We start from the raw sequence: 8,673 nt of genomic DNA, 5'->3' as shown, positions 1-8,673 counted from the left end.
CCCCACTCCCGTCGCTTTCCGGCGAACGGGATCCCGTGCCTCCCGGCCGCGCTGTTGGCTAGGGTGGCTGATGGCTCCCGCGCGGGCCGGGCCGGTTCATCGTCCACCGCGGCGCCTTCAGCCAGCGGGCGTCCTCGTCGGCCGTCACGGCGGGACGGAACCTGACGTCGAGTGCCCGACCGTGGCGGTCCCGGGCGTACAGGTGCAGGTCCCCCTTGCGCAGGCTCAGATCGGCCACGCGCCAGCCGTCGCGCTCCAGCATGCGCGTGGTGGCCTCCACCAGCCCGCGGTCGTCCAGCCGCGCGAGTTCCTGGGCGGTGTAACGGCCGCGGCGCCGGCGGAGGGCCCTCCTACGCAGGCGCAGGGCCGCCGGGGCGACCGTCACCGACAGGAGGGCGCACATCAGCAGGCCGGTGGCCCCGAACGCGTGGCTGAGGCGGCCCGCCAGGAGGAGGAGCGTCAGCAGCACCAGGCCGAGGCCGACGAAGGAGGGGAGGACCTCGCGCAGCTCGGGACCGTACCGGCCTTGCGCCCGCAGTTCGGCCACCCGCCGCCGACGCAGGGACCGGCGTGACGTCGGGACGGACGAGTCCGGGTACCGCAACCTCGTCATACCGCCCGCCCCCGCCCTCTCGGATCCTTCGGCCCCTCGCCGCGCCCCTTGGCCGGTCCGACCGTACATCGGTGACCATCCGGCTCGGCACCTCACCCCACCCCGTGCCGCCGCCACGGGCGCCGATTGTTCCACGCGTCGCCGGCGCCTCCACGGGTTTGCCGTCCACGTCGATACGTGTGTTCCGGGGCCGGCGCCCGGCTGCTCCCCGGTTGCCGGACCGGCCTGCCCGTTCGACCATGGGGAAGGGCGCGACTCGCCGTGCGCTCGCCCCCGTCCTTCGTCTCCGCGACTGACGCAGGACGAAGGAGGAACCTTGACCAGAGTCCTCACCCAGGTGTTCAAGACTCCCGATCTGCGGAAGAAGACGGTCTTCACGCTCGGTGTCATCGTGCTGTACCGCCTGGGATCACATGTCCCGCTTCCGGGAGTCGACTACGCGAACGTGCAGAAGTGTGTGGACGAGGCGTCGGGCAGCGGCGGTCTGCTGGGACTGGCCAACGTGTTCAGCGGTGGGGCGCTTCTCCAGATCACGTTGTTCGCCCTGGGCATCCTGCCCTACATCACGGCGAGCATCATCCTGCAGCTGCTGACCGTGGTCGTGCCCAGACTGGAGACCCTGAAGAAGGAGGGGGCGGCGGGGCAGGGGAAGATCACTCAGTACACCCGGTATCTGACGGTGGGGCTCGCCCTCGTGCAGGGCACGGGCCTGGTCGCCACCGCCCGCAGCGGCGCGCTGTTCCCCGCCTGCCGGACGGCGGCGGGGATCGTCCCGGACACCTCCGTCCTCACGGCTGTCGTGATGGTGCTCTCGGTCACGGCGGGGACGGCCTGCGTGATGTGGCTCGCGGAGCTGATCACCGAGCGGGGGATCGGCAACGGCATGTCGCTGCTCATCTTCGTCTCCATCGCTTCCACGCTCCCGAGGGCGCTGTGGGCCGTGAAGGAGCAGGGTGAGATCGCCGATGGGTGGCTCAGTTTCGGCAGCGTGGTCCTCGTCGGGCTCGTCATGGTCGCCCTGGTCGTCTTCGTGGAGCAGGGCCAGCGGCGGATCCCCGTGCAGTACGCGAAGAGGATGGTGGGACGCAGGTCGTACGGGGGGACGGCGACGTACATCCCGCTGAAGGTGAACCAGGCCGGTGTGGTCCCCGTCATCTTCGCCTCGTCCCTGCTCTACATCCCGGCGCTGATCGCACAGTTCTCGCACTCGGACGCGGGCTGGGCGGCGTGGATCATGCGGAACTTCGTCCGCGGCGACCATCCCTTCTACGTCGTCGCCTACTTCCTGCTGATCGTGTTCTTCGCCTTCTTCTACGTGGCGATCACGTTCAACGCGGAGGAAGTGGCGGGGAACATCAGACAGGCCGGGGGATTCGTCCCCGGCATCCGGGCCGGCCGGCCCACGGCCGAGTACCTCGGCTACGTCCTCAACAGGCTGACCTGGCCGGGTTCGCTGTACCTGGGCCTGATCGCCCTGGTGCCCACCGTGGCGTTCGCCAGTCTGGGCGGCGCCAACCAGCTGACCGGCACCAGCATCCTGATCATCGTGAGCGTCGGCCTGGAGACGGTCAAACAGATCAACAGCCAGATCGAGCAGCACAGTTACGAGGGCTTCCTGCGCTGACGGCGCGGCGCGCCTCCGGATGCGGAGCACCGGCCATGCCCGGGGTCCAAGCCGGGGGCGTGGACGAGGTGCGCGGCCCTGCCCCGCCCGCCCATCACGGCCCGGCGCGCGGCGGCCGGCCGCGTCTCCTACGGCCGGCCGTTCGCGGTCGTGGACCCCCCCACCGTCGAGCAGCCGGCACAGGCCGACCTGACCACGAGCGCCGACCGGATCCCTCCGGGGTTCCACCCAGGCGTCGTCGAAGCGGAGGCGGGGGAGGGCGGTGCCGGTCAGGGGACCGGCACCGCCCGCAGGGCCGCCGTGGCCCGGCCCAGGGCTCCGCACAGGCGGCGGAGCGGGTGTGGCCGTCCTCAGCCGGCGAGCGGTGCCGCGTCGAGCAGGGCCGCAGCCGCACCGCGGGCGGTCGTGGCGGCGGAGGGATCACGATCCATCCGCGCGGCCTGACCCGCACCGTCGTAGAGCAGGAGGAGTCGTCGGGCCAGCTCCTCGGGCTCGGCGTACCCGCACGTGGTGGCCAGTTCGGTGAACAGCTCGCGCAACCAGGACCGATAGCGCTCGGCGGTGCGGCGGATGGCACTGTCCTCGGACGTCTCGGCGCTGGCCCGGACGAACGCGCACCCGTTGTACCCCGGGTCGGTGAAGGCCTCGCCCAGCGCGTCGAAGACACCGAGGATCTGCTCACGAGGAGTGCGGAAGCGCGTCAGGGTCCGGGTGATCCGGCCCCGCGAGCGCTCGAAGCGCTGCTCCAGGTAGGCGCAGACGAGCCCTTCCTTGCTGCCGAAGGTGTTGTAGAGGGACGCCTTCGCCACGCCGGCGTGCTCGATGACACGGTCGATGCCGACCGTCTGCACGCCCTGCTGGTAGAAGAGCTCGTCAGCCGCCTCGAGCAGGCGTTCACGTGCGGACACCTTCACCGCGGTCCTGGCCGCCATGACAACCACCCTCTCAGACAGACTTGTCTATTCTAACGCGGACCCCGTCTCACCCCTGGGAGCCGGTCCGTGCCAGGGGTGCCGCCTCGGAGACGGAGACGGCGGCGGAACCGGCTTCCGGGCGTACGACCGCCACGTGCTCCACCCGGCGGCCGCTGAGCACCAGACCGGTCAGCGCCGCGAGGGCCAGCACGATGACGGCGATGCCGTACTCCCAGGACGTCCGCACCAGGCCGCCGCCGTGCACGACCAGGACCCCGCCGACCACCGCCGGCACACCGAGCCCCATGTAGCACACGACATACAGAAGGGACAGGACCCCGGCTCGTTCGTGCGGCTCGACCTGCGGGACGACCAGCCTGATGCCCCCCTGGAACCCGCTGCCGAAGCCGAAACCGGATATCGCGCCGCCGATGAAGAACCCGATCACGGACGGGGTGCCGCCGGTCCCGGAGCCGATGGACACCAGGGTGATCACCACGCCGACGACCAGCGAGCCGATGCCGATCAGCATGACGCTGCGCGTCGCCGCCTTGCGCAGCAGGACGACGGCCAGACCGGCGGAGCCGGCGAGCACGAACAGGGGCAGTCCGCCCCACACCACGGACGTGGAGTGCACCAGGGTGCGGGTGAGAGCCGGTCCGAGCGCGCCGTACAGACCGGTCAGCGCCCACACGGCGAACATCACCGGCGCGGCGATCGCCACCGACGCGCGGGCGGACCGGGGCAGCTTGAACTCGGGGGCCATGCTGGCCAGCGCGCCCGGCTTGCGGCCGACGGTCTCGTTCAGGCCGGTCAGGGCCAGCGCCTGCACGACGAACACAGCGAGAAGCACGTAGTAGACGAGGTGTGTCGGGGCCGGCAGGTACTGCACGATCAGCCCGGAGACCAGGGCGCCGCTCGCGGTCCCGATCGTGGGCGCGAAGGAGTTGAGGAAACCGCCCCTGCGCGCGTCGAGGTCGAGCATTCCGGCGCCGAGCGCGCCGACCGCCGCGCCGGTGCTCAGTCCCTGGACGACACGGGCGGCCAGCAGCGCGTCCACGCCGCCAGCCGTGATGAACGTCGCCATGGCCGCCGTCTGACCGATCAGGGCCACGAACAGCACCGGCCGTCGGCCCACGTGGTCGGAGATCTTGCCGAAGACCAGGAGCGCGACCAGCACGGCCACCGCGTAGACGCCGAAGACGACGGTGACGGTGATCGGCGAGAAGCCCCAGCGCGCCTGGTAGATCGCGTAGAGGGGGGTGGGCGCGCTGGACGAGGCCAGCAGCGACACGAGGATCGAGGCCAGGAGCCCGAGGGAGGCGATGGGCCCGAGACCCCTGCGTCGCGGGGCTCCGTGAGCGGGGGACCGCCTGGCCGGGATGCCCTCGGAGGCGGGTCGCTGCGTCGTGCTTCTCATGACTCTCACTCTCGGTCTGGTAAACGAACCTACTTCATACTAGACAGATCTGTCTGATGCGCGGGAGTCCTGGACAGTGAGACATGTCGCAAAGAAGTGGGGAACACGGTGTGGGAGGGCGGCGCGGCCGGGGCGCGTCGCATCACGGATCCCAGCCGGGGGAGCGCGGTGGGGGAGGAGGGCGCGATACGGAGGGCCGTGGTGCTCGCCGATCGCCAAGCCGCCCGACAGCCGCCCTCCGCGAGAGAGTCGCGCACATCCTGCCGGCGGCACCTCCCCGTCAGGGTGACGGGCGTGGCTGGTGACTCGTGCCGGGGCGGTGGCCGGCGGATTTCCTGGCCGGGCCGGCCTCACAACGGCCGGCCATCTCTCCTCTGGGCGCGGCGGGAACCGGGTTCGCGTCAGTGGCTCCGCGGGGGCGACGCGGCCCCGACGCCGGCGCAGCGAACCCGCGGCTGGCGGCCCTGATCACCGGTGGCGACCTCGTGGCCTTCTTCGGGGCCCATGGCCAAGGGACGCGCGGGTGTGTGGGCGGCGCGAGACCTGCCGTCGGTGACCGGGCAGTCGCTCCGTGCTGGACGCCGGGGCGTACGGGCGGCGGCGTGCAGGGCGGTGAGGGTCAGGTGATCATTCCCGGCACTCCGGCTTCACGACCAGAGATCCTGGCTTTCGCACACCCGGGCACCCATGTTGCGCTCCATCATCCGCAGTGCGGCCTGAGCTAGGTCTTCGTGGATGTGCGCGACGGCGTCGCGCGGAACGATGACTTCGAAGTGCCGGATGTGAGCGTCCAGGGCCGAGTACAGCACGCACTGTTCGGTCACCTGTCCGGTGAGCACCAGCTGGTCGATGCCCTGCTGCTGCAACAGGTAGTGCAGCGGTGTCTCGAAGAAGATGGAGTGGCGGGCCTTGAGGACGAAGAGCGAGTCCGCGTCGGGCTTCACGGGCTCGACGAGATCGGCATGGGGAGTGGCCAGAGCCCGTTCCAGCAACTCGCCGTGATGTGAACGCCACTCGCCGAAGTTGTCATTGACGTAGATGACCGGTACCCCACGACCACGGGCGTGCCGCAGCAGGTCGGTCAGGACCGGCACGACCGGTTCTGCCGAGCGGATCAGCCGGTCGGCGTCCTTGTGGTCGTAGGTGTTGATCATGTCGATGACGATCAGCGCAGTCTTGCTCATACGACCAGGGTTCCACCGATGGGCACCAGCCAACTTCTGCACGCCGGGCAAAAGACGCTTTCCCTGACATGCCGATGGCTCCCCCTGTGGATCGGGGGAGCCATCTGGAGAGGCTCGACCGCGTGCTTCGTCAGCGGGTCACGCGTGTCGGTGCGAGTGGCGGTTGCCCGTGATCACGCGGTACAGCGCGAGCAGGATGAGGGAGCCGACGATCGCGGCGATCCAGGTGGACAGTTCGAAGAAGCCGTCGACGGAGTCGACGCCGAAGATGACCTTGCCGAGCCAGCCGCCGAGCAGGCCACCGGCGACGCCGATGAGCATGGTGACGATGATGCCGCCCGGGTCCTTGCCCGGCATGATGGCCTTGGCGATGGCGCCGGCGAGCAGGCCGATGATGATCCACGCGAGGATGCTCATGATGTGTCTCCGTCTCGCTGTATAAAGACTGTGTTAGCTCCTCGTCTGTACCGTCCGCGCTCATACAAACGTGGGATTTTCGGTTTGCCGCTCCTGGAGTCAAAAGACCCGGGCGGCGAGGCCAAGGCGACCCGGTGAGCACGGCAGCCCGTGCCGGTGAAGGCGAGTGCCCCGGCCGATGAGCTGCCCACCATGGCCCGGAGGGCGGATCCGAGGCGGACGGCCGAGCCCGCGAGTCGCCGTCGGATCGTCGAGGCCGTGGACGGACAGAGCTCCGGTCCGATGCCGCCAACAAGCCACGCACCGACGGATCTCAGCCGTTCGCGCGATGCAAAGAAGTCTGTGCACACAACTCTATGCAAAGAAGTCTTTGCGAAGCTAGCCTGGGTCCATGGAACACCTCGAACAGCCCTCCCAGGTTCAACTGAACGCCCGCAACCTGCGGGGCGTCGCGCATCCGCTGCGCGTGCGGATCCTGACGGTTCTGCGGACCGAGGGCCCGGCCACGGCCACCACGCTCGCCCGGAGGCTGGACCAGAACACCGGCGCGACCAGTTACCACCTGCGCCAGCTCGCCGAGTACGGGTTCATCGTCGAGGCGCCGTCACGCGGCGGCGGCCGCCGTGAACGCTGGTGGCAGGCGGCGCACGTCAACACCGTCGTTCCGGACGACTCGGTGCTGGCGGGCGGAGAGGGTCTCGGCATCGCCTACCTCCAGGCCCTCAGCCGGGTCTGGTCCGACGCCATGACGGCAGCCGTGGAAGCGACCGCCTCGCTGCCGCCGGAATGGCGCGAAGCCCAGGACTTCGGCGACTACGTGCTCACGCTCACCCCCGCCGAGGCCAAAGAGCTCTCGGCGGACATCCACCGGCTGCTCCGCCGGCGCAACTCCGCGCCGCAGGCGGCGGGTTCGCCGTTGCCCGAGGGCGCGGCACGGGTCGCCTTCCAGTTCCAGTTGTTCCCCACCAGTGCGGACCGGCACGTCTCCCACCCCCCGGATTCGGAGTGAGAAAGATGACCTCTCGGCACGCGGCCGCCCAGCAGGGGGCCGACAGCGGCACACGCACGCCCTCCCCGGACGCCCCGGCCGACGGGCCCCGGGTCCTTCGCGGACTGGTCGGCATGCTCTCGGCCAACGCGGCGGCCCTGTCGGCCAACCGGGTGCTCTCCATCGCCCTGCCCTGGTTCGTCCTGACGACGACCGGCAGCGTAGGCAAGACCGGTCTGGTCGCCTTTTGTCAGATAGTGCCGTACGTGATCGCCCAGGCGCTGGCCGGGCCGATCATCGACCGCGCCGGCCCCAAGCGCATCAGCGTCGCCGGCGACCTCGCCTCCACCGTCGCGACGGCCACCGCTCCGCTGCTCTACCTCACGGGACACCTGTCCTTCGGCCTGCTGCTGGGGTTGCTGGCCGTGGTCGGTGCGGCGGACGGCCCGGCCAACGGGGCCAAGGGGCTCTTCGTGCCGGCGGCGACCCGCGCGGCCCGGGTGCCGCTGGAGCGGGGGACCGGCCTGTCAGCGGCGGTCGAGCGGACCGCGACGACCATCGGGCCGGCCATCGCAGGCGTGGTCGTCGCCTCCTTCGGCAGTCTCTACGCCCTGTGGATCACTGCCTGCCTGTTCGGCGTGTCGGCGCTGGTCGTCTCCACCACCCTCAGCGACCCGGCGCCCGAGCCGCACGAGACGCCGGTGCAGGAGACCGAGGGCTACCTCTCGCGACTGCGCCAGGGGGCCGTGTTCCTGCGCGACGCCAGACTGCTGCGGTCCATCGTGGGCATGCTCGCCGTCACCAACCTGCTCGACCAGGCGTTCATGTCCGTGCTGCTGCCGGTCTGGGCGAAGGAGACGGGCAACGGCGCGGAGGCCGTGGGGCTGGTGGTCAGCGTCTTCGCCGCGACATCGATCGTCGCCGCGCTGGTGGCCGCCGGAGTGGGCGAGCGGCTGCCCCGGCGTGCCGTCTACCTGATCGGCTTCACGCTGGGCGGCGTCCCGCGCTTCGTGGCCATGGCCACCGGCGCTCCGCTGTGGCTGGTACTCGCGGTGCTGGCGCTGGGCGGCCTGGGGTCGGGCTTCGTCAACCCGATCGTCGGGGCCGTGACGTACGAGCTGATCCCCACGCCGCTGCTGGGACGGGTCAAGACGCTGGCCCAGGCCGTCACATGGGCGGGCATCCCGTTCGGTGGGCTGCTGGGCGCGGGGCTGGTGACGGTGGCGGGCACCTCGGGTGCGCTGTGGATCGTGGGCGGGCTCTACCTCGTCGCCATCGGCGTGCCGGCCCTGAACCGGGAGTGGGCGGGCATGCGCAAGCGGACGGTGTCCGACGCGAAGCCTGTCGGCACCACGCACGAGAACGGGAGTACGGCCGCTGCGGCTTCCGTCCCCGGAGCGGAGGCGGCCGGGGCGGTGGCCTGAGCCGCGGTACGGAACCGGCGCCGGCCGGGGCGGTGGGACCGCCCCGGCCGGCCGCCCCCCCCCCCCCCCCCCCGCCCCCCCCCCCCCCC

General features: G+C 70.9%; 8 protein-coding genes. 3 read left to right on the top strand and 5 right to left on the bottom strand.

Translation table 11 applies throughout. The features are described 5' to 3' along the window. Positions 1-58: 58 nt before the first annotated feature. Positions 59-613 carry a hypothetical protein gene (locus AB0946_RS41700; RefSeq protein WP_366765974.1) on the bottom strand — a complete coding sequence of 185 codons (555 nt, stop codon included), beginning with the start codon at positions 611-613 and terminating at the stop codon, positions 59-61. A gap of 316 nt (positions 614-929) precedes the next feature. Here AB0946_RS41700 and secY point away from each other — a divergent pair, with 316 nt between their 5' ends. Further along, complete coding sequence (gene secY, locus AB0946_RS41695) at positions 930-2,237, top strand: preprotein translocase subunit SecY (RefSeq protein ID WP_366765973.1); 1,308 nt, start codon at positions 930-932, stop codon at positions 2,235-2,237. 350 nt (positions 2,238-2,587) lie between these two features. Here the strand turns inward: secY and AB0946_RS41690 are convergent, their stop codons facing one another. From AB0946_RS41690 to AB0946_RS41675, 4 genes are all read right to left on the bottom strand, one after another. Beyond that, positions 2,588-3,169 (bottom strand): TetR/AcrR family transcriptional regulator, encoded by a 582-nt coding sequence (locus tag AB0946_RS41690; protein WP_366765972.1) that lies wholly within the window; start codon positions 3,167-3,169, stop codon positions 2,588-2,590. Positions 3,170-3,218: 49 nt separating this feature from the next. Next, positions 3,219-4,571, bottom strand: a complete 1,353-nt coding sequence (locus tag AB0946_RS41685) for an MFS transporter (protein ID WP_366765971.1) — start codon at positions 4,569-4,571, stop codon at positions 3,219-3,221. Between the two features lie 647 nt (positions 4,572-5,218). Continuing rightward, the gene (locus AB0946_RS41680) at positions 5,219-5,755 is read right to left on the bottom strand and encodes an isochorismatase family cysteine hydrolase (RefSeq protein ID WP_366765970.1); all 537 of its coding nucleotides are present in this window, start codon (positions 5,753-5,755) and stop codon (positions 5,219-5,221) included. Between the two features lie 138 nt (positions 5,756-5,893). Further along, positions 5,894-6,172, bottom strand: a complete 279-nt coding sequence (locus AB0946_RS41675; RefSeq protein ID WP_366765969.1) for a GlsB/YeaQ/YmgE family stress response membrane protein — start codon at positions 6,170-6,172, stop codon at positions 5,894-5,896. Between the two features lie 391 nt (positions 6,173-6,563). Here AB0946_RS41675 and AB0946_RS41670 point away from each other — a divergent pair, with 391 nt between their 5' ends. Both AB0946_RS41670 and AB0946_RS41665 read left to right on the top strand, forming a co-directional pair. Beyond that, entirely contained in the window at positions 6,564-7,181 is a 618-nt protein-coding gene (locus AB0946_RS41670; RefSeq protein WP_366765968.1) for a helix-turn-helix domain-containing protein, read from the top strand. A 5-nt stretch (positions 7,182-7,186) separates the two neighbouring features. Continuing rightward, complete coding sequence (locus AB0946_RS41665; RefSeq protein WP_366765967.1) at positions 7,187-8,584, top strand: MFS transporter; 1,398 nt, start codon at positions 7,187-7,189, stop codon at positions 8,582-8,584. Positions 8,585-8,673 lie beyond the last annotated feature (89 nt).

Origin of the sequence: Streptomyces sp. NPDC046870, from assembly GCF_040704595.1 — a bacterium.
GTDB lineage: Bacteria > Actinomycetota > Actinomycetes > Streptomycetales > Streptomycetaceae > Streptomyces > Streptomyces argyrophylli.
The sequence above is the reverse complement of the archived record's forward strand: the minus strand, read 5'-3'. Positions and strand labels throughout refer to the sequence as shown.